The organism is Microbacterium sp. Se5.02b (assembly GCF_019464375.1).
Classification (GTDB): Bacteria; Actinomycetota; Actinomycetes; order Actinomycetales; family Microbacteriaceae; genus Microbacterium.
Genome location: NZ_CP080491.1, coordinates 3,488,479 through 3,506,631 on the forward strand (window position 1 = coordinate 3,488,479; position 18,153 = coordinate 3,506,631).

19 protein-coding genes and 4 pseudogenes are annotated in these 18,153 nt (G+C 70.6%); 10 read left to right on the forward strand and 13 right to left on the reverse strand.

Features of this window, described 5'->3' with window-relative positions:
- Positions 1 to 38: 38 nt before the first annotated feature.
- Positions 39 to 1,187: an ROK family transcriptional regulator gene (locus K1X59_RS17460; RefSeq protein WP_220173627.1), complete on the reverse strand. Its 1,149-nt coding sequence runs from the start codon at positions 1,185 to 1,187 to the stop codon at positions 39 to 41.
- Positions 1,188 to 1,996: 809 nt separating this feature from the next.
- Between K1X59_RS17460 and K1X59_RS21900 the strand changes: the two genes are divergently transcribed.
- Together K1X59_RS21900 and K1X59_RS17470 are read left to right on the forward strand one after the other, a co-directional pair.
- Entirely contained in the window at positions 1,997 to 2,440 is a 444-nt protein-coding gene (locus tag K1X59_RS21900; protein ID WP_244632150.1) for a M23 family metallopeptidase, read from the forward strand.
- A 59-nt stretch (positions 2,441 to 2,499) separates the two neighbouring features.
- Positions 2,500 to 3,024: a GNAT family N-acetyltransferase gene (locus K1X59_RS17470; RefSeq protein ID WP_183150981.1), complete on the forward strand. Its 525-nt coding sequence runs from the start codon at positions 2,500 to 2,502 to the stop codon at positions 3,022 to 3,024.
- Positions 3,025 to 3,037: 13 nt separating this feature from the next.
- On the opposite strand, the gene K1X59_RS17475 is transcribed toward K1X59_RS17470, so the two are convergent.
- Positions 3,038 to 4,489: a gamma-aminobutyraldehyde dehydrogenase gene (locus tag K1X59_RS17475; protein ID WP_183150982.1), complete on the reverse strand. Its 1,452-nt coding sequence runs from the start codon at positions 4,487 to 4,489 to the stop codon at positions 3,038 to 3,040.
- Between the two features lie 99 nt (positions 4,490 to 4,588).
- Between K1X59_RS17475 and K1X59_RS17480 the strand changes: the two genes are divergently transcribed.
- The 3 genes and pseudogenes from K1X59_RS17480 to K1X59_RS17490 all read left to right on the forward strand — a co-directional run bounded on the left by K1X59_RS17480 (position 4,589) and on the right by K1X59_RS17490 (position 6,833).
- Positions 4,589 to 5,056: an Lrp/AsnC family transcriptional regulator gene (locus K1X59_RS17480; protein ID WP_183150983.1), complete on the forward strand. Its 468-nt coding sequence runs from the start codon at positions 4,589 to 4,591 to the stop codon at positions 5,054 to 5,056.
- Between the two features lie 27 nt (positions 5,057 to 5,083).
- A pseudogene (locus K1X59_RS17485) lies at positions 5,084 to 6,489 on the forward strand (NAD(P)/FAD-dependent oxidoreductase).
- Positions 6,486 to 6,833, forward strand: coding sequence for a cupin domain-containing protein (locus K1X59_RS17490; RefSeq protein ID WP_183150985.1), 348 nt, complete (start codon positions 6,486 to 6,488; stop codon positions 6,831 to 6,833). The pseudogene K1X59_RS17485 and the gene K1X59_RS17490 overlap by 4 nt, the downstream one beginning before the upstream one ends.
- Here the strand turns inward: K1X59_RS17490 and K1X59_RS17495 are convergent.
- The 8 genes and pseudogenes from K1X59_RS17495 to K1X59_RS17515 all read right to left on the reverse strand — a co-directional run bounded on the left by K1X59_RS17495 (position 6,821) and on the right by K1X59_RS17515 (position 12,275).
- Positions 6,821 to 7,420, reverse strand: coding sequence for a histidine phosphatase family protein (locus K1X59_RS17495; protein ID WP_220173628.1), 600 nt, complete (start codon positions 7,418 to 7,420; stop codon positions 6,821 to 6,823). The genes K1X59_RS17490 and K1X59_RS17495 overlap by 13 nt on opposite strands.
- Positions 7,417 to 7,698 carry an ABC transporter ATP-binding protein gene (locus K1X59_RS21905; protein WP_258567267.1) on the reverse strand — a complete coding sequence of 94 codons (282 nt, stop codon included), beginning with the start codon at positions 7,696 to 7,698 and terminating at the stop codon, positions 7,417 to 7,419. The genes K1X59_RS17495 and K1X59_RS21905 overlap by 4 nt, the downstream gene beginning before the upstream one ends.
- Positions 7,699 to 7,713: 15 nt before the next feature.
- A pseudogene (locus K1X59_RS21910) lies at positions 7,714 to 7,767 on the reverse strand (hypothetical protein); the annotation flags it as partial.
- Entirely contained in the window at positions 7,764 to 8,036 is a 273-nt protein-coding gene (locus tag K1X59_RS21915) for a hypothetical protein (protein WP_258566914.1), read from the reverse strand. The pseudogene K1X59_RS21910 and the gene K1X59_RS21915, both read right to left, overlap by 4 nt.
- A pseudogene (locus K1X59_RS21920) lies at positions 8,033 to 8,881 on the reverse strand (ATP-binding cassette domain-containing protein); the annotation flags it as partial. The pseudogene K1X59_RS21920 and the gene K1X59_RS21915, both read right to left, overlap by 4 nt.
- A 169-nt stretch (positions 8,882 to 9,050) precedes the next feature.
- The gene (locus K1X59_RS17505; protein ID WP_183150987.1) at positions 9,051 to 9,917 is read right to left on the reverse strand and encodes an ABC transporter permease; all 867 of its coding nucleotides are present in this window, start codon (positions 9,915 to 9,917) and stop codon (positions 9,051 to 9,053) included.
- Positions 9,914 to 10,762, reverse strand: a complete 849-nt coding sequence (locus tag K1X59_RS17510) for an ABC transporter permease (protein WP_309491596.1) — start codon at positions 10,760 to 10,762, stop codon at positions 9,914 to 9,916. The genes K1X59_RS17505 and K1X59_RS17510 overlap by 4 nt, the downstream gene beginning before the upstream one ends.
- 109 nt (positions 10,763 to 10,871) lie before the next feature.
- Positions 10,872 to 12,275: an ABC transporter substrate-binding protein gene (locus tag K1X59_RS17515; RefSeq protein ID WP_258566915.1), complete on the reverse strand. Its 1,404-nt coding sequence runs from the start codon at positions 12,273 to 12,275 to the stop codon at positions 10,872 to 10,874.
- 67 nt (positions 12,276 to 12,342) lie between these two features.
- Between K1X59_RS17515 and K1X59_RS17520 the strand changes: the two genes are divergently transcribed.
- Positions 12,343 to 12,549, forward strand: coding sequence for a hypothetical protein (locus K1X59_RS17520; protein ID WP_220173629.1), 207 nt, complete (start codon positions 12,343 to 12,345; stop codon positions 12,547 to 12,549).
- Here K1X59_RS17520 and K1X59_RS17525 read toward each other — a convergent pair.
- The gene (locus tag K1X59_RS17525) at positions 12,531 to 13,823 is read right to left on the reverse strand and encodes an amidohydrolase (RefSeq protein WP_309491597.1); all 1,293 of its coding nucleotides are present in this window, start codon (positions 13,821 to 13,823) and stop codon (positions 12,531 to 12,533) included. The genes K1X59_RS17520 and K1X59_RS17525 overlap by 19 nt on opposite strands.
- 122 nt (positions 13,824 to 13,945) lie before the next feature.
- Positions 13,946 to 14,230: pseudogene (locus K1X59_RS22545) on the reverse strand (amidohydrolase family protein); the annotation flags it as partial.
- 162 nt (positions 14,231 to 14,392) lie between these two features.
- Between K1X59_RS22545 and K1X59_RS17530 the strand changes: the two are divergent.
- The 4 genes from K1X59_RS17530 (at position 14,393) to K1X59_RS17545 (ending at position 17,373) form a co-directional block, all read left to right on the forward strand.
- Entirely contained in the window at positions 14,393 to 15,055 is a 663-nt protein-coding gene (locus tag K1X59_RS17530) for a TetR/AcrR family transcriptional regulator (protein WP_183150989.1), read from the forward strand.
- Positions 15,056 to 15,135: 80 nt separating this feature from the next.
- The gene (locus K1X59_RS17535) at positions 15,136 to 16,428 is read left to right on the forward strand and encodes a flavin-dependent oxidoreductase (RefSeq protein ID WP_220173630.1); all 1,293 of its coding nucleotides are present in this window, start codon (positions 15,136 to 15,138) and stop codon (positions 16,426 to 16,428) included.
- A gap of 91 nt (positions 16,429 to 16,519) precedes the next feature.
- Entirely contained in the window at positions 16,520 to 16,900 is a 381-nt protein-coding gene (locus tag K1X59_RS17540) for a MarR family winged helix-turn-helix transcriptional regulator (RefSeq protein WP_258567234.1), read from the forward strand.
- A complete protein-coding gene (locus K1X59_RS17545) occupies positions 16,897 to 17,373 on the forward strand; it encodes a DUF3237 domain-containing protein (protein ID WP_183150991.1) in 477 nt (158 codons plus the stop codon). Before K1X59_RS17540 ends, K1X59_RS17545 begins: the two co-directional genes overlap by 4 nt.
- A gap of 78 nt (positions 17,374 to 17,451) precedes the next feature.
- Here the strand turns inward: K1X59_RS17545 and K1X59_RS21925 are convergent, their stop codons facing one another.
- Positions 17,452 to 18,054, reverse strand: a complete 603-nt coding sequence (locus K1X59_RS21925; protein WP_258566916.1) for a hypothetical protein — start codon at positions 18,052 to 18,054, stop codon at positions 17,452 to 17,454.
- Between the last annotated feature and the right edge of the window lie 99 nt (positions 18,055 to 18,153).

Consider the following 18,153-nt stretch of genomic DNA (forward strand, 5'->3'; position numbering starts at 1 on the left):
GGTCAGAACGGCGGGGGTTTCGGGGTGGGGGATCGCGCTCAGCGGCCGGGTTTCGCCGCGGGAGTGAGGATGCGGGTGAACAGGGCGCCGCGGAGTGCGGCCGCGGCCTCACCGACCGCGCCGACGAGCGGGGCCTCGGGGCCGAAGGAGGAGACGAGGAACCGCAGGGGCAGCTGTGCGGAGTACTCGCCCGCGACGCGCCGGATCGCGGCCACCATCTCGGGGTGGGCCGCCGTGCCGCTGAGGATGAACGCCTCGGGGTCGAGCACCAGGCTCACGCTGCCGGCCACGAGGACGATGCGTCTGCCCACCTCGGCGACGATACGCAGCGAGGCCTCGTCGCCCCCGGCGGCTGCTTCGAGGTGCTCGGCGAGCGACATGTCGGCGTCTCCACCCGCAGCCAGAGCGAGATCCCCGACGACGGCGTCGCTCACGACCGGCGCCCCGATCGGGATCGGTGTCTGCGGCAGGTACATGACCTCGCCGGCGACGCCGGAGAATCCACGGTGCAATGCGCCGTCGATCACGATGCCGGCGCCGAGACCGTCGTCGAGGAGCAGCAGGGCGAAGCTCGCCAGGTCGGCGCCCGCTCCGACCGTGAGTTCGGCGAGTGCTGCGAGGTTCACGTCGTTCTCGATCCGGACGGGGCACTCGAGGTCGGCGGCCAGGGCCGCACGGAACGCGCCGCCGTCGGGGCCGAGGTCGTCGCGGATGCCGCCGTCCGCCGTGACGATGCCCGGCACGCCGATCACGGCGAGATGCACGGCGCCCTTCGCCGCCCTGAGAGTGTGGCGACAGTGCTCGACGAGCCCGATGATGTGCGCGACGCGGTCTTCGTTCGCGGGGAACGCCGCATGATGCTCGGCTCGCACCGCTCCCCCGGCATCGACGAGGGCCACATGGGCCGCGTGGTGGTCGACATGGACGGCGGCGGCGAACCCGAGCCGAGGATGCAGCCCGACGCGTCCGGCCGCGGGTCCGCGCGTGTCACGGTCGACACCGGCGGCCGCGACGGCGCCCGCTGCCTCCAGCATCCGCAGCACCTGGGTGACGGCCGTCCGCGAGAGCCCCGTCGTCGACATCAGCTCTGCGCGGGTCTGGGGGCCGCTGCGGGCGAGCGCTTCCAGGATGGCGCGGCCGTTCAGAGTGCGGAGCAGGCCCTGCGGTCCCGCGAGTGGTCTGGACATGTGTTCCCTGGGGTCTGGTCCGTGCGCCGATGCCCGCCAAGCATGCCACATCGGGTCGCACCCGTCGACACTTCGCGTCGCACTCATCGCCGGGAGCCGGTCGATGGTCGGTCCCCTCTTCCGGGCGGGAAGGCGGCGACATGGCGTGCTCGATTTGACCTTCCCGGTCTCGGCGTTTACATTACAGAACGGTAACGGTCGCGCTCGAGGGGGGATCGACCCGCCGCGCACACCTGCTTTTCCCGGAAGGACCCCGTCACGAACGCCCTGCCACCCGAGCACGCTCACGACGCCTCGGACGCTCCCGCAGAACGCCCTGCCGCACCCCGACCGCTGTTGCGGCGAGACCTGCGCACCAGCGCGACCGCCGACCCGCAGCCTCAGCGCGAGACCGCCGACCCGCAGCCTCGCCGCGCGGTGCACACTCCCGACGAAGAGGTCGCCCCGTCGCCGCAGCCCGCCGCGACGGAAAGGCCCGAGTCCTCGAACCCTGGGAAGCGCCCCCACGGAAGGCACCCCGCGCCCGCACACCGCGCGCGGCGACCGTGGGCCAAAGCCAAGGCACTCGGAGCCACCTTCGCGATCGGCGTGATGGTCACCGGAGCCGCTCTGCCCGCACTCACCCCCACCGGCGATGCGTCCGCCGCTGCGACCAAGTCCGCCGTCTCCGCCGTCGATGTCGCGCAGTCCTACACGTCGGCCGACGACATCCGCGCCGAGATCGCTCCACGGGGAACTTCTCCGCGACGACGCCGGAGGAGATCAAGGAGACCCGGTCCCGTGCCGTCGCCGCCGCACTCGCTGCCGGCATGCCGCTCGGGAGCGCGGTCGACATCCCCACCGCCGATCGCATCGTCATGCCGATGGCCGACGGCACCTACTCGTTCACCGACGGCTTCGGCGCCTCGCGGCCGGGCCGATCGCACCTCGGCCAGGACTTCGCCGCACCGGTCGGCACGCCGATCAACGCCGCCATGAAGGGCTGCGTCTCCCGCTCGACCGAGAGCTATCAGGGCTATGGCGTGACGATCCAGATCGAGAGCATCGTCGACGGGCAGGCCGTGAGCACGGTCTACTCGCACATGACGTACGGCAGCCGAGCGGTCGAGGTCGGCGACTGCGTGGAAGAGGGCCAGTACATCGGCGACGTCGGATCGACCGGCTATGTGTTCGGCTCCTGCCTGCACTTCGAGGTCCACATCAACACGGTCGCCATCGACCCCCTGCCGTGGATGCGGGATCACGTGAGCTGAACGGACGCGCGACCCGCCGGGTCGCGCCGGCTCCGTCCCGGCCGCCCTAGGGTGGAGGGATGAGCCCGCTGGTGATCCGCGACGCCCGTATCGAAGACGCCGAAGAGGTCGCCGACGTGCACGTCCGCTCCTGGCAGGCCGCCTACCGCGGCCTCATCGAGCAGGCCGTGCTCGACGGCCTCTCGATCGACGAGCGGGCCGCGGGGTGGCGACGCATCATCGCGCAACCGCTGCCGACCGGACTCGGACTCCTGATCGCCGAGCGCGACGGACACGTCGTGGGCTGGGCGTCGATCGGGTCAGGCCGCGACCCCGACGGTCTCGCCGACGGAGAGGTCTACGGCATCTACGCCGACCCCTCGGCCTGGTCGACCGGGGCAGGGCATGCGCTGCTCGAGGCGGCCGAACATCGGATCGCCGCAGCGGGCCACACTCGCGCCTACCTGTGGGTGCTCGACGGCAACGATCGTGCCGATGCGTTCTACGCCCGCCACGGGTGGGAGGAGGACGGGGCGATCAAGATCGAGGAGCGCCCGCAGCTCACCCTGCGTGAGCACCGCCGGGTGAAGACTCTGTCTCCCTGACCGACGAACCCCCTCAGTCGAGCGCGCTCATCACGTGCTTGATGCGCGTGTAATCGTCGAACCCGTACTGCGACAGGTCTTTGCCGTATCCCGAGTGCTTGAACCCGCCGTGGGGCATGTCCGATACGAACGGGATGTGCGTGTTGATCCACACGCATCCGAAGTCGAGATCGCGTGAGAACCGCATCGCCCGCCCGTGATCGGTGGTCCAGACCGAGGCGGCGAGCGCGTACGGCACGTCGTTCGCGAGCTCCAGCGCCTCGTCGTCATCGGTGAACGACTGCACCGTCAGCACGGGGCCGAAGATCTCGCCCTGTACCACCTCGTCGTCCTGGTGCACGCCCGTGACGATCGTGGCCTCCCAGAAGTAGCCGCGATCGCCCTGCCGCCGACCTCCGGTCTCGATCTTCGCGTGCGCGGGGAGACGGTCGATGAATCCCTGCACCTGGGCGAGCTGCGCCGCGCTGCTGAGCGGACCGTAGAGCACGCCTTCCTCGCGCGGACCACCCGTGCGCGCATGACTGCGCGCACGCGCCACGAGTGCTGCAACGAGTTCATCGTGTCGGGAAGCGTGCACGAGCACCCGTGTCGCCGCCGTGCAGTCCTGTCCTCCGTTGAAGAACGCCCCGGCCACGATGCCCTCCACCGCCTTGTCCATGGCGGCATCCGAGAACACGATGGCCGGAGCCTTGCCGCCGACCTCGAGGTGCACACGCTTGACGTCGTCCGCCGCCGACCGCGCGACAGCCATCCCCGCCCGCACCGACCCGGTGATCGCGACCATCTGCGGGGTGGGATGCTCCACCAGCGCGACGCCGGTGTCGCGGTCGCCCAGCACCACGTTCAGGGTGCCCGCCGGCGTGTGCCGTGCGACGATCTCGGCCAGCAGGAGCGTCGTCAGCGGCGTGGACTCCGCCGGCTTCAGCACGACGGTGTTCCCGGCGGCGAGCGCGGGTGCGATCTTCCACACCGCCATGTTCAGCGGGTAGTTCCACGGCGTCACCTGGCCGATCACGCCGATGGGCTCTCGGCGCACGAACGAGGTGTGCCCGGCGAGATACTCCGCGGCGGCGCGCCCCTCGAGGCTGCGGGCGGCACCGGCGAAGAACCGCAGCTGGTCGATCGACTGCATGATCTCGTCGGCGACCAGGGTCGCGCGCGGCTTCCCCGTGTCCTGCGACTCCAGGTCGGCGAACTCCTCGGCCCTGGCCGCCATCTCCTCGGCGATGCGGAACAGCGCCAGCTGTCGATCGGCCGGGGTGGTGTCGCGCCAGAGCGGGAACGCGGCGGATGCCGCGGCGTAGGCGGCATCCACGTCGCCGCGGTCCGAGATCGGAAGCTCGCCGTAGGCCTCTTCCGTGGCCGGATCGAGCAGCGGCATCCGCTGCGTACCGGTGACGGGAACGAATCGTCCGCCGATGAAGTTCTGCAACGGCGCGGAGGTCTTCAGAAGAGTGCGAGACATGTCGACATGCTAGCGCGTCCAATGCGGAATCTGAAGACGAATCCGAAGTTGACGACTGAATCAGTTGCATAAGTCGATTCAGACTGACAATATCGTCACATGAGCACGAAACCCGCCCAGCCTGCCCTGGATGACATCTCGAAGCGCATCGTCGAGCTGCTCCAGGAGGACGGCCGTCGACCCTATGCGGAGATCGCGCGCGAGGTCGGACTCAGCGAGGCCGCGGCGCGGCAGCGCGTGCAGCGGATGACCGAGGCGGGCATCATCCAGATCGTCGCCGTCACGGATCCGATGCAGCTCGGCTTCCACCGCATGTCGATGATCGGCATCCGTGTCTCGGGCGACCCTCGCGCGATCGCGGAGGAACTCACCACGATCCCCGAACTGGCCTACGTGGTCGTCACGCTCGGCACCTTCGACATCCTGGTCGAAGCGGTGTGCGAGAACGACGAGCACCTGATCGACCTCATCGCGACCCGCATCCGCACCATCCCCGGCGTCGCGCACACCGAGAGCCTGCTCTACGCGGGGCTCTACAAAGACCTCTACAACTGGGGAACGCGCTGAGGCGCCCCCTTTCACATCGGAGTGAACATGGGCACCACCGTCTTCGAACGTCAGCCGCCACCGCAGGGGGTCGTCGACCTCTCGCTGCGTGACACGAGCCTCGGCGTCTTCTGGCTCGACGACGTCGAGCGTCCGACGCACCCGCCGTTGCAGGGAACCGTCCGCACCGATCTCGCCGTGGTCGGCGGCGGCTACGCGGGGCTGTGGACCGCTGTGCGCGCCAAGGAGCGCGACCCCGGACGGCGGGTCGTCCTGCTGGAGGCGTCGCGCATCGCCTGGGCGGCATCCGGACGAAACGGCGGCTTCTGCGAGTCGAGCCTGACGCACGGCCACGAGAACGGCGTCACGCGCTGGCCGGAGGAGATCGACCGGCTCGAGGAGCTCGGACACGCCAACCTCGACGGCGCATCGAGGAGACGATCGCCCGCTACGGCATGGATGCCGAGTTCGAGCGCACGGGGCAGCTGGCCGTCGCCGTCGAGCCGCACCAGGTCGAGTGGTACCGGGACGAGCCGGGCTTCCTCGACCGCGAGGCCGTGCAGGCCGAGGTGCACTCCGAGACCTTCCTCGCCGGAGACTGGGACCGCGACGGCTGTGCCATGGTGCACCCCGCCAAGCTCGGCCTGGAGCTCGCTCGAGTGGCGGCCGACCTCGGTGTCGAGATCCACGAGCACAGCATCGTGCGCGCCATCGAGGGCGATGGATCGGGCCAGATCACGCTGGTCACCCCGAACGGCCGCGTGGTGGCCGATGCCGTCGCGCTCGGCACCAACGTCTTCCCCTCGCTCCTCAGGCGCAACCGCCTGATGACCGTGCCGGTCTACGACTACGTGCTGATGACCGAGCCGCTCTCGACCGAGCAGCTCGCCTCGATCGGATGGTCGAACCGCCAGGGACTCGCCGACAGCGCGAACCAGTTCCACTACTACCGGCTCACCGCCGACGACCGCATCCTGTTCGGCGGCTACGACGCGATCTACCACTTCGGCGGCAAGGTGCGCACGGAGTACGAGGACCGTATCGAGAGCCACCGCAGGCTCGCCTCGCACTTCTTCACCACGTTCCCGCAACTGGAAGGGCTGCGATTCACGCACCGCTGGGCAGGGGCGATCGACTCGTCCAGCAGGTTCTGCGCATTCTTCGGCACCGCTCGCAAGGGACGCGTGGCGTACGCGACCGGCTTCACAGGACTCGGAGTGGGGGCTGCGCGCTTCGCCGCCGACGTCATGCTCGACAAGCTGTCGGGCGAGGAGACCGAGCGGACCGAGCTGCGGATGGTGCGCGAGAAGCCGATCCCGTTCCCGCCCGAGCCCGCCGCGTCGATCGGCGTGAACCTGGTGCGCGCGGCCATGAACCAGGCCGACCACAACGAGGGCAGGCGCAACCTGTTCCTCAAGACCCTCGACGCGCTCGGCATGGGTTTCGACTCGTGACCGGCCTCGCCGCCGGAGCCGGGGTGGATGCCACGACCCTGGTGCTCTCGCATGAACCGCTGCCGGCCGACGAGGTCGTCGACGGCGCGCCGATGACCGCCGCCCACACGCTCTCGACGCTCGGCGGGGTCGAGGTGGGCATCTGGGAGATGACGCCCGGCACCGCGACCGACACCGAGGCCGACGAGGTGTTCGTCGTCCTGTCGGGCCGCGCCACGATCGCGTTCACCTCGTCCGGGCTGCCTGATCTCGAGGTCGGTCCCGGGTCGGTCGTGCGCCTCGCCGAAGGTATGAGGACCACGTGGACCGTCACCGAGACGCTCCGCAAGGTCTACATCGCCTGATCGACCGCACGCGTCACACACCAGCGACCGGGCCCGCCCTCCACCGTCGACACCGAGAGGTTCGCAGGTCCCGCCACGACGTGGTCGAGGTCGGCGCCGAGCGCGTCGAGCAGCAGCAGGATCGTCACACCGCTGGTGACGACGAGCACCTCGTCTCCGTCGTCGGCCGCGCGGTCCAGCGCGGCGAGCGCCCGGGCGACGACCGCATCCGGATGCTCGCCGCCCGCGCTCGCCGACAGCTCGGTCAGCACGGCGCGCAGCGGATCGGCGGCGTCTCGATGATGCGCGAGGCGCCGCGCCAGCGTTGCGCTGCGCGCACCCTCCAACGTCCCGAAACAGGCCTCGCGCCACCCGGCGTCCTCCCGCAGCGCGCTCGCGGGGCACAGCGCGCGGGCCGTCTCGCGGTGCCGGAGGCCGTCCGCCGACACCGCAGCGTCGAAAACCACGCCCTCCGCGGCGAAGCCCTGCCGGCGCGCTGCGCCCTGCGCGCGACCGTCGGGGGTGAGCGGAGCATCCGCCCATCCCTGCATCCGTCTCGCCGCGTTGAGGAGGCTCTCGCCGTGCCGGACCAGCCAGACGCGCGTCACGAGACAGGGACGGGAACCGAGTCGATCAGCAGGCGCGTGTAGTCGTGCTGCGGGTGCTCGAGCAGCCGTTCGGTCGGGCCCGCCTCGACGATCTCCCCTCGGCGCATCACGATGGTCTCGGCGCACACCTTCCGCACCACGGCGAGGTCATGGCTGATGAAGAGCAGAGTGAGGCCCTGGTCCCGCCTGATCCCGGCGACGAGGTCGAGCACCTGGGCCTGCACCGAGACGTCGAGGGCACTCGTCGCCTCGTCCATCACGAGCAGCTCGGGCTCCACGGCGAGCGCCCTGGCGATCGCGACCCGCTGCCGCTGACCTCCGGAGAGCGTGCGCGGACGAGCGGTCAGGTGCTCCTCCCCAGACCCACCGCGGTGAGGAGTTCGAGGGCGCGGTCGGTGGCAGCGGCTCCGGTGCGCCCGGTGTGCAGCGTCAGGACGTCTTCGATCGCGCGTCCGGCCGGGATCCGCGGGTCGAGCGAGAGGTACGGATCCTGGAACACCATCTGCACGCTCTTCGCCCGCTCCAGTCGATCGCGCTTCGACACGGGGATGCCGGCCATCGCGCGGCCTCCGATGCGGATCTCGCCCGCATCCGGCTCTTCGAGTCCGACGATCATGCGCGCGAGCGTCGACTTGCCCGACCCCGACTCGCCCACCACGGCGAGAGAGCCCCACGCGGGATCACGAGGTCGGCGTGCACCACGGCGGCGACGGGAGCCCTGCCCCGCCGCCGGTACGTCTTCCCGACGCCCGACACGAACAGTTGCGCACCCTCGCCCCGCGACTCCTCCGACGGTCCCGACGTCGCAGGCGGCACGGAGGCCGCGGTGACGCCGCCGGAGATGCGCGGGGTCGCGGCGACCAGACGCCGCGTGTACTCCGCCCGCGGGTCCACGAGAACATCGCGGGCGGGCCCTTCCTCGACGACGACGCCGTCCTTCATGACCACGAGTCGGTCGCACAGCGACCCCGCGAGGTTGAGGTCGTGGGTGATGAAGAGCATCCCCATGCCGTTCTGGGCACACAGGTCCCTCAGCACCTGCACGATCTCGGCCTGAGTCGTCACGTCGAGGGCGGTGGTCGGCTCGTCGCAGACCAGCAGCTGCGGAGCGGTGCTGAGCGCGCCGGCGATCATGACCCGCTGCAGCATCCCGCCCGACAGCTCATGCGGATGCTGCCCGAGGTGGTCGTCCGGCGCCGGGAGCCGTACCGCGGCGAGGAGCTCGACGGCCCGCGCACGAGCATCGTCCTTCGGCCACCCCTCGCACAGCCGCAGCGCCTCGGTGACGTGATCGCCCACCGTGCGCATCGGGTTGATGCCCGCGCGTGGATCCTGGAACACCATCGCGGCCCTGTGCCGGCGGATCTCCTGCCGATCGACGCCGGCGGTGAGCGGCGACCGCCCCTCCACCTCGACGGCGCCTCCGACTGCTGCACGGTCGGGCAGCAGGCCGAGGACGGCCCGCGCGGTGAGCGACTTCCCTGAGCCCGACTCCCCGACGAGCCCGACGGTCTCCCCGGTGCGACCTGCAGGGTGATGCCGTGCAGCAGCCGGGTGCCGTTCGGCAGATCCAGGGTCAGGTTCCGGATGTCGAGCAGCGGGGCGCCGACGAGATCGGTGTCTGGAGTGTTCATGCGGGGATCTCCCCTCCGATGCGGTCGGACAGCTCCTCGCCGATGATGTTCACGGCGACGACGACGATCACGACGATGACGGCCGGCGCGATCGCCGGGAGGAACTGGCCGGAGGCGATGCCGGACTGCGCCTCGTTGATCATGCCGCCCCAGTCCGCCGTGGGCGGTTGCACGCCGAGGCCGAGGAACGAGAGGCCGGCGAGCTCGGCGAGCACGTATCCGAAGTTCAGGGTCGACTGCGCGCCGATGATGGGCGTGACGTTGGGCAGCACGCGACGCAGCGCGATCCATGCGCCCCCGAAGCCCTGCACCCGGTACGCGGCGACATAGGGCCTGCTGCGCTCCGCCGCCACGAGCGACCGGGTCAGCCGCGCCACGAACGGCGCATACGCGATGCTCATGGCGATCACCGGTGCGACGAGCCCCTTGCCGAACAGGGCGACGGCCATGATCGCGATCAGCAGCGACGGGAACGCGAACAGCACATCGAACACGCGGCCGAGCACGGCGTCGATCCACCCTCCGCGCCATCCGGCCAGGAGTCCGAGGAGGATGCCGAGGACCGTGGAGAACACCACGACCGCGAGCGGACCGATCAGCGCGGTGCGGCCGCCCCAGATGATGCGGCTGAGGGTGTCGCGCCCGAGCGCGTCGGTGCCCAGCCAGTGCGCGGCCGACGGCGGTGCGTAGAAGGCCGTGAAGTCGACGGCATCCGGGTCGTAGGGGGCGATCCAGGGCGCGAAGATCGCCGACAGCGTCACGACGGCCAGCACGATCGCACTGAGCGTGAACAGGAACGGCGGACGAGGGATCCGCGGCGAGCGGAGCACGCGCACGGCGAGGGTGGGGGTCGGGGTCGTCATCGGGCACCAGCTCCAGCGGCGGATCGCGGATCGATCCAGGGTTCGAGGATGTCGACGATCGCGTTGATGACGACGAACGCCGTCACCACGAGCAGCACGATCGCCTGGACGACGGGAAAGTCCAACCGGTCGACGGACTGGACGAGGAGCGAGCCGATCCCGGCGAGACCGAAGGCGGCTTCGACGATCGAGCTCGCCACGATGAGGCCGGCCACCAGCACGCCGCTGACCGTGAGGATCGGACCGAGCGCGTTGCGCAGCACGTGCCGGCGGACGACCACCGTCTGCGTCACGCCACGGCTCACCGAGACCTCGACGTGCTCGCGCCCGAGCTGCTCGACCATCGCGGACCGCGTGACCTTGCCGACCAGCACGATGAACACGATCGCCAACGCGATCGACGGCAGCACGAGGTGGGAGACCATGTCGGGGAACCCCTCACCCGATCCGAACGACGGAAACCAGCCGAGCTGCACGGAGAACACTGCGATCAGCACGATGGAGCCCACGAACGACGGGATGGCCCCGAGCACCGTGAGGCCGATCAGGACCACGCGGTCCACGACCCTGCCGCGGTTGAGGGCGGCCACCGCACCGAGCACCAGCCCGACGACCGCGATGATGGTCCCCGCCATCACGACGAGCGTGAGCGTCACAGGCAGGCGCTCGCCGATGACCACGCTCACGTCCTGCCGGAACTGGAGCGAGCGGCCGAAGTCGCCGCGCACCACCCCGCCGATCCAGCGCAGGTACTGCTCGACCGGCGACCTGTCCAGCCCGTACTGCGCCGTCACCTCGGCGATCGCCTCCGGACTCGGCTTCCGCCCTCGGAGGAGGAAGCTCACCGGATCCCCGGCACCAGGAAGCGCGAGAAGAAGACGAGCAGCGACGCGAGGAAGAGCGTCAGCAGCAGGCCGCCGAGCTTCCCCGCGACGCGTCGTGCAGCACCCATCGTCAGCGGGCGCCGATCTCTGCGGCCCACGGATAGTAGAGGAACGCCATCGACGGGGACACACCGGTGATGCGCTCGCCCTGGAACAGGGGCAGCGGGCCGGTGGAGATCGGCAGCCACGGGAGCTCGGCGTTCGCGATCTGCTGGGCCTTCGCCGTGAGCTCGCTGCGCGCCGCCGGGTCGTCCGTCGCGATGGCCTGACTCACGACCTCGTCGAACTCGGGGTCGCTCCAGCCGCCGTAGTTGCTGAACTCCCCCGTGCGCAGCACCGAGTACATCTCGAGGGCGTCCGGGCTGGAGAGGTACCAGCTCGTGTAGAAGAGGTCGACTCCCTCACGGGCACTCGGGTCGGAGAACAGCGCCGTGTACGCGGCAGGGCTCACCGACTCGATGTTCACCTTCAGCCCGATGGACTGCGCTGCCGCCGCCGTGGCCTGCGAGATCACGGCGAAGTCGTTGCCGATCGGCGCCGTGACGTAGGTGAGCTCCGCGCCCTCGGCGCCGGCTTCCGCGATGAGCTTCTTGGCCTCTTCGAGGTTCTGCTCGTAGTGCGTCACGTCGTCGAACGCCGCCGTCCGCGCGGCGTCTGAGGCAGCCCGCCACACCGCCTCCGTGGTGAACACGTCGGTCACCTCGCCGACCCCGCGCGCCGCGGCCTGCACGATGCCGTCCCGGTCCATCGCGAGGAGCAGCGCCTTGCGCACCCGCAGATCCCCGAGCGGACCGTCGAGGTCGCTGATGACGAGATTGCCGACCGCCGTGGAGGCCCCGAAGAGCGGATCGCCCTTGCCCGATGCCTCGAGCTGCGGCACCGCCTCGATCGGGATCATCCAGCTCCCGTCGACGCTGCCGGATTTCAGTGCGTTCACCCGCGCGGTGGAGTCGCCCATGAACACGAACCGCACTTCGCCGGAGCGCGCCTTCAGGGCGTCGTCCCAGTAGTCGTCGTAACGGGTGAGGGTGATCGACTCCCCCGACTCCCAGCCGGTGAACGAGAACGGCCCTGTGCAGTTGACCCCGCCGGTCGAGTTGCCGTAGTCGGCGCCCTTCTCGGCGAGGGTCGCCGCCGACTCGATGACTCCGGCCGACCCTCCCATGGACAGGTTGAACTGCGAGTCCGGACCGGACATCGTCACGGTCACCTGGTGGTCGCCGGTCTGCGAGATGTCGACGACGTTCTGGTAGACGGAGAACCACGACGACCCGACCGCGGGGTCGAGGTGGCGCGACATCGAGGCGACGACATCCGCCGCCGTGAGGGGTGTGCCGTCGTGGAAGGTGACGCCCTGGCGGATGTCGTACACCCAGGTCTCGGGCGTCGGATGCTCGAACGACTCCGCCAGCGAGGGCGTGAGCGAGAAGTCGGGGTTGAGGCGCAGCAGCGACTCGCACACGTTGGCGAGCACCTGGTTGTCGGCGTAATCGAACGCGTAGGCGTAGTCGAGCGAATAGGGCTCGGCGTAGCTGGCGAACGTGAACGAGTCGATGTCGCCGCTGGGCGCGGCGGTCGTGTCGGTGATCTTCGCGTCGATGGTTCCCTTGTCGTCGTCGCCGCCGTTCGATGCGGCGGGGGCTGCACGCGGCGAGCGCGACGACGGTGAGGATGCCGGTGAGCGCGGCGCCGGTGCGGATGAGACGGCGGGTGCGGAGCGAGCGGTGCATCAGGACTCCTTGGGGTGAGAGGTGTGGTGAGCGGTGCGGGGTTCGAGGGATGCGGTGTGCACGGGTTCCCCCTCGATCCAGGTCGAGGTGACCCTGGTGCGGTACAGGTCTTCCGGGGCGACGGCGAACGGGTTCGGGTCGAGCACGACGAGGTTCGCGAGGTAGCCTTCGCGGATGCTGCCGGTGTCGTGGTCGCGCCGGTTCACGTAGGCACTGCCCGAGGTGTAGGCGGCGAGCGCCGTCTCGAGGTCGAGGCGCTGATGCGCGCCGCCGAGGGGCGGCTGGGTCGACTCCGGGTAGGCCCGGTTGACGGCGATGTGGATCGCGGCGATGGGGTCGGCGCTCGAGACCGGCCAGTCGCTGCCGGCGGCCAGGCGCACGCCGGCCCTGGCGAAGTCGCCGAACGGATACTGCCGTGCCTCCTGGCCGTCCTGCAGGAACGGCAGCGTCAGCTCGTCCAACTGGTCTTCGTGCGTCGCCCACAGCGCCTGCAGGTTGGCGACGGCGTCGAGGTCGGCGAAGCGGGCGACGTCGGCCTCCGCGACGATCTGGAGGTGAGCGAGGTGATGGCGTCCGACCGGGTCGCCGTTCACTTCGCGCGCGGACTGCAGGGCGTCGAGCGCCTCGCGCACCGCACGGTCGCCGAGCGCGTGCATGTGCACCTGCTGTCCTGCGGCATCCAGGGCGATGACGTACTCGCGCAGCCGCTCGGGGTCGATGAAGCTGAGGCCGTGGTTGCACGTGTCGTGACCGGTCTCGTCGCGATAGGGCGTGAGCATCGCCGCCGTCTGGTTCTCGGCGACGCCGTCGACCATGATCTTCGTGGTGCCGAGGTCGAGTCGGCGATCCGGGTGCGCCGCCGCCGCAGCCTCGCGTCGGGCGACCATGCGCGCGACCTGGTCGACGCCCCCGTCGCGCACCCACCACTGCGCGCCGACGACGTGGACCGCGAGGGTGCCCTCGTGCAGCGCGCGCTCGTAGGCCGAGATCGGGTCGGCGATGCCGGCGACGTCGGCGCCGACCATCGCGTCCTGCCAGCCGGTGATCCCGAGGGCGATGAGCTCCTCCTGCGCGCGGAGGAGTCCCTGGTAGGCGAGTTCGGTCGACGTCGCCGGGCGCACGTGCGCGAACAGGTCGCCGGCGCCCTCGTGGAAAGTGCCTGCCGGGTGACCGTCGGCCTCGCGCACGATGCGGCCGTCTTCGGGGTCGGGCGTCTCGGCCGTGACGCCCGCGCGTCGGATCGCCTCGGTGCTCGCCCAGGTGCTGTGGTGGTCGCGGCTCTGCAGAAGCACCGGCCGGCCGCCGGTCGCCTCGTCGAGAAGGGCGCGGGGCGGGTTCCCCCGGGGAAGTGGTCCATGCTCCAGCCTCCGCCGAGGATCCACTTCTCGGCGGGGTGGGCCTCGGCGTAGGCGCGGATGCGGGCCGCGGTATCGGCCGCGTCCTCGGCGTCCGACAGGTTGCACTGCAGGAGTTCGATGCCGCCGCCGACCGGGTGGATGTGCGCGTCCTGGAATCCGGGGCTGAGCAGTGCGCCGTCGAGGTCGATCCGTGCCGCGCCAGGGGCCACCACGGCATCCACCTCGCTCTCGGGGAGGACGGCGGCGATGCGTCCGTCGCGGACGACCACTGCGTGGTGCGGGAGCGGTGCACCGCTTCCGGTGAACACGGGACCCCCGTGGAAGATGAGTTCGCGCGACATCCTGCGCCTTTCTTCGTCGTCGAAGTTGCCGGAACGCGATAAAGCTATCCATCGCCATCACTCCTGTCAACACTGTTGTCAGCATCGTGGCGAAACTTCTATCCTGCAGAGAGCGAGCGTGCCTTCTCGTGGCACGATGGAGCGAGGAAGACCGGAGACACGATGGCGAACAGCAAGGCCCCCACCCGCGTGCGGCTCGACAGCGCGATGATCATCGACGCGGGGAAGGAACTCGCCGCGACCGGGACGGCATCGATCTCGGTGCGCGACCTCGGAAGTCGGCTGGGCGCCGACCCCACGGCGATCTATCGCCACTTCGCCAGCAAGGACGCCCTGATGAGCGCGCTCCTCGACGAGCTCAACGGCGAGGCCGCCGCCTCGGTCGACCTTCCGGTCGAGGACTGGCGCGGGCGGCTGCGCATGCTCAGCGAGGCGACGCTGACCCTGTTCACGCGCTACCCGGCCATCGGCTCCGAGGCCACCACGCTCACCACGCACGGCCCCGGCGAGCTCGCAGCGATCGAACTCATGCTCGATGCGTTCCACCGCGCGGGCCTGCGCGGGCAGGATCTGGTGCGCCACTACGCCCTGCTCGCCTCGCACGTGCTGGCCGGCGCGGCGGGGATCGCACGGGCACACGCCGGGCGTGACACCGACGAGGTCGACAGTCCCTGGATCGACTCTCCCCTGCTCGCCGACCCCCGGCAGTTCCCGCTGATCGCCGAGAACGGCATCCTGCTGTCCGAGCTGCAGGATCGCGAGCTGTTCCTCCTCGGCGTCGACGTGATCGTCGAGTCGGCCGCCCGCACGGCGCAGGGGTCCTGACACGCGGACCTTGCGCCGAAGCTGGTTTTGTTGCAAAACTACTTCCGCCGCTCACGGTGAGCGGCGGGAGGAAGAGATCGATGAAGATCATCGTCATCGGCGCCGGCATCGGCGGACTCGCCACGGCGATCAGCCTGCACGAGGCCGGCCTGCGCGACGTCACCGTGTTCGAGCGCAGCAGCGCCATCCGCGGACTCGGCGTCGGCATCAACCTGCTGCCGCACGCGATGCGCGAGCTCACCGAGCTCGGCGTCGCCGACACGATCGCCGCTGCCGGCGTCACCCCCACCACCCTCAGCTACTTCACCCGCCGTGGACAGGCGATCTGGAGCGAGCCGCGCGGCCTCGACGCCGGGTACCACTGGCCCCAGCTCTCGGTGCACCGCGGTCGCCTGCAGCTCGCGCTGCGCGATCTCGCGGAGGCCCGCCTCGCCGAGCCGATCCGCCTCGGGCACCGCCTGATCGCCACCACGTCGAACCCCGACGGCACCGAGACGGCGAGGTTCGCCACCGACGACGGCGAGGTCGAGGAGACCGCCGACGTGATCATCGGCGCCGACGGCATCCACTCCGCCCTGCGCGCCCAGCGCTTCCCCGACGAGGGTGCTCCGCCGTGGAGCGGACTCACACTGTGGCGCGGCACTGCCCGCATCCCCGCGTTCCTCGACGGACGCACCATGATCATGGCGGGCGACGGCGAGCAGAAGTTCGTCGCCTACCCCCTGTCGGAGACGGATGCCGACGGCCGCATGCTCGTGAACTTCATCGCCGAACGTCGAGTCGGCGGCAGCGGCGACGCCGACTGGAACCGCGCGGTCGACCCGGCACCGATCGCCGAACTGTTCCGCGGCTGGAACTTCGACTGGCTCGACGTGCCGGCGGCCATCGCCGCGGCCGACGAGATCCTCGAGTATCCGATGGTCGACCGCGATCCGCTGCCGCGCTGGACGTTCGGGCGCACCACCCTGGTGGGCGACGCGGCGCACGCGATGTACCCGAACGGATCGAACGGCGGGTCGCAGGCGATCCTCGACGCCCGCACGCTCGCCTTCCACCTCGCGGGCGCCGACCACTCCCCCGCGGGGATCGACGACGCACTCGCCCGCTACGAAGAGGCCCGTCGCCCCGCGATGACCGCGCTCCTCGCCGGCACGCGGGCCACAGGACCCGAGCGGGTGATGCAGCTCGCGCACGAACGCGCACCCGAGGGCTTCGGCGACATCGACGAGGTGATCCCCCTCGCCGAACGCCGACGGATCGCGACCGATTACAAGGTCGCGGCCGGCTTCCTGCCCGAGTTGCTCAACGAGCGGCCCTCGCTCACCCCGGCACGCGACGACGCTGCGGCGCCGGAGACCGGGGTGCGCGCGTGACCGCGCTCGACGCCGCCCGGCTCGCCGCGGTGATCTCCCGCTGCGGCGAGCGCTGCTCGCCGCGACCCGCGCGGAAGCCGACCTGCCCGAACTGTCGGATGCGCAGATCGACGTGCTGCGCGCCCTGCCGCACGGCACGAGCAGGGGTCCGGCGGAGATCGCCGCGCAGTTGCGGCTGAGTCGCCCGACCGTGAGCAACCTCCTCGGCGCGATGGAGACCGACGGACTGGTCGAGCGCGGCCCCGATCCCTCGGACGGACGTCGCGTGGCGGTGCGCGCCTCCGCACGCGCACGGGAACTCTTCGACCGCTTCGATGCGGTGAACACGGCCCTGGTGACGCGTGTGAGTCGCGAGCTCGACGACGCGGACCGCGCAGCACTCGACGCCGCATTGCCCGCGCTCGAGCGCCTCTGCGCCGTGCTCACCGACCCGGATGCTGCCCCCTCCACGACACACGAGGACGTCCCGTGAACACTCCGCACGATCAGCTCCCCCTTCCGACGCTCGAGGCCGCCTTCGATGTCACGGTTCGTCTCGGCCCGCTGGAGGACCACGGTGCGACCAGTGCCGGCCATCGCCGGGTCGTCCCGATCCTCGGCGGGCGGATCACCGGCATCGTCGAGGCCGAGATCCTTCCGGGCGGTGCGGATTGGCAGCTCGTGCGTTCGAACGGCACGATCGAGATCGACGGACGCTACTCGGCGCGCACCGCATCCGGCGACCTCCTGCTGCTGCATGCGAGAGGGGTGCGCACCGGATCACCGGAGGTGCTGGAGCGACTCGGACGAGGAGAGGACGTGGATCCCACCGCGTACTACTTCCGCACGACGGTCGCGATCGAGACGGCAGCGCCCTCCCTCGTCGACCTCCAGCGACAGCTCTACGTCGCGGCCGCCCAGCGCCGCACCGACGCCGTGCACTACCGCGCCTATCGCGTCAGCTGATCCCGCGGGCGCTTTGGAATCGCGTGAGTGGTCCCATCTCCCTCGGGAATGGAGCCATCCACGCGATTCGAACTCGCGTCACGTCGCGCGCAGCAACGGTCGCACCGACGCATAGGCGTCGGAGACGTCGCGCGTCGGCACGTCGTAGACCCGGGCGATGCCTGCGGGGCCGAGGTGCCGCGGCCAGCCGGGGTCGCCATCCGCGATGAAGGCGACGGCAGCCCCGTGCACCTCGTCGGCCAGCTCCTGCGGCGGGTTCGGTCCGGCGAGCGGCTCCATCGCGGGACCGTCGAGGCAGTCGAAGAAGAACGGCACGTCGAGGCAGTGCTCGGCGAAGCCGAAGTGCCCGGACGGCCACGAGAAGCGGTAGAGCCAGGTGGGCGCAGAGCCGCGGTCGGCGACGACCTTCAGCAGCGCCGTGCGGAACATCCGGTCGGTGAGCAGCCGGCCACCGACCCGGGCGTTGCCGAGCCCGGTGATGTCGGCGTTGGCGGCGAGATACGCCCGCCGCACGCTCTTGGGCAGCCCGAGCTTGTTCAGCAGCAACGACCTCGGCACCCAGCGCAGCTTCTTCTCGGAGCCCGCGAAGACCATCGTGAACTCGTCATCGGTCGCGCCGAGCACGAGCGGCTTGTCGGCGCCGATACCGGCGCGGAGAGCCTCGCGCGTGGAGCGCGGCACCAGATCGCCGTCGACGGTCGGCCCGAGGGGAGCCCCTCGTCGATCACGCTCCCCAGAGACGCGGGGCCGAGCTCGGTCGCCTTCTTCTGGAGCTCGAGG

What these genes read in the sequence shown, in the direction of transcription:
- K1X59_RS17460 (WP_220173627.1), bottom strand. Translation starts at nt 1,187, where the DNA reads ATGTCCAGACCACTCGCGGGACCGCAGGGCCTGCTCCGCACTCTGAAC.
- K1X59_RS21900 (WP_244632150.1), top strand. Translation starts at nt 1,997, where the DNA reads ATGCCGCTCGGGAGCGCGGTCGACATCCCCACCGCCGATCGCATCGTC.
- K1X59_RS17470 (WP_183150981.1), top strand. Translation starts at nt 2,500, where the DNA reads ATGAGCCCGCTGGTGATCCGCGACGCCCGTATCGAAGACGCCGAAGAG.
- K1X59_RS17475 (WP_183150982.1), bottom strand. Translation starts at nt 4,489, where the DNA reads ATGTCTCGCACTCTTCTGAAGACCTCCGCGCCGTTGCAGAACTTCATC.
- K1X59_RS17480 (WP_183150983.1), top strand. Translation starts at nt 4,589, where the DNA reads ATGAGCACGAAACCCGCCCAGCCTGCCCTGGATGACATCTCGAAGCGC.
- K1X59_RS21915 (WP_258566914.1), bottom strand. Translation starts at nt 8,036, where the DNA reads ATGATCGTCGGACTCGAAGAGCCGGATGCGGGCGAGATCCGCATCGGA.
- K1X59_RS17505 (WP_183150987.1), bottom strand. Translation starts at nt 9,917, where the DNA reads ATGACGACCCCGACCCCCACCCTCGCCGTGCGCGTGCTCCGCTCGCCG.
- K1X59_RS17530 (WP_183150989.1), top strand. Translation starts at nt 14,393, where the DNA reads ATGGCGAACAGCAAGGCCCCCACCCGCGTGCGGCTCGACAGCGCGATG.
- K1X59_RS17535 (WP_220173630.1), top strand. Translation starts at nt 15,136, where the DNA reads ATGAAGATCATCGTCATCGGCGCCGGCATCGGCGGACTCGCCACGGCG.